General features: G+C 34.7%; 1 pseudogene and 1 other annotated feature. The pseudogene reads right to left on the bottom strand.

What is annotated here, in order from left to right:
- A pseudogene (locus LJD32_RS14995) lies at positions 1–367 on the bottom strand (3-deoxy-7-phosphoheptulonate synthase); the annotation flags it as partial.
- 55 nt (positions 368–422) lie between these two features.
- Positions 423–664, bottom strand: a binding site (T-box leader).
- Between the last annotated feature and the right edge of the window lie 125 nt (positions 665–789).

A 789-nucleotide genomic window follows, 5' to 3' on the forward strand; every position in this document is an offset into this window, starting at 1 on the left:
TCGCTCCTGCTGCTTTGGCTGCTTTAGCGATTTCAATCACTTGTTCCTTGCTTTCTACTGAACATGGTCCAGCAATCACTGCTAGATGTCCTCCACCAATTTTAACACCACCGACATCGATAACTGAGTCTTCTGGATGAAAAGCTCTATTAGCTAATTTATATGGTTCTGATACATGCATGACTTTTTCTACAGCTGGATCAACTTCTATCGATTCTGGATCTACTTTTGTTGTATCTCCAATAATTCCAATAACTGATTGTGTTGCCCCATTTACAACATTTACTCTTAACCCTAATTTTTCTACTGATCCTGATACTTTTTCTACATCTTCTTTAGATGCTGTTGATTTCATTACAATAATCATATTACTTGTCCCCTTTTCTTCATTTCCCTTGATATAAATAAAAAAGCTCTCATCCTCTAAGGACGAGAGCTATCGCTTCGTGATACCACCTTTGTTTATTAGTATATTACTATACTAACCTCATCGAGTACAATCATACTCTTCCACTTTAACGGGTGTAACCGGAGATGCCTACTTAAAACTGTTCAACACTCTACTCCAAGATGAATTCAACAAAAATCTCTACTTTCCTTTTCACCTACCAGGAAATCTCTACGCTAAAGATCAACGTCTACTCTTTCTTTTCACAGTATTTATATCAAATGTGATTACATTGTATACAAATTGTTATCATCTGTCAACCATTTGTTTTAAATATAATAAAAACTCTAAAGTGAAAAGTTAAATTCCACTTTAGATATGACAAAGTGGATTTTAGTCTT

It is taken from the genome of Faecalibacillus sp. TM498 (genome assembly GCF_020589955.1).
Lineage (GTDB): Bacteria > Bacillota_I > Bacilli_A > Erysipelotrichales > Coprobacillaceae > Faecalibacillus > Faecalibacillus intestinalis.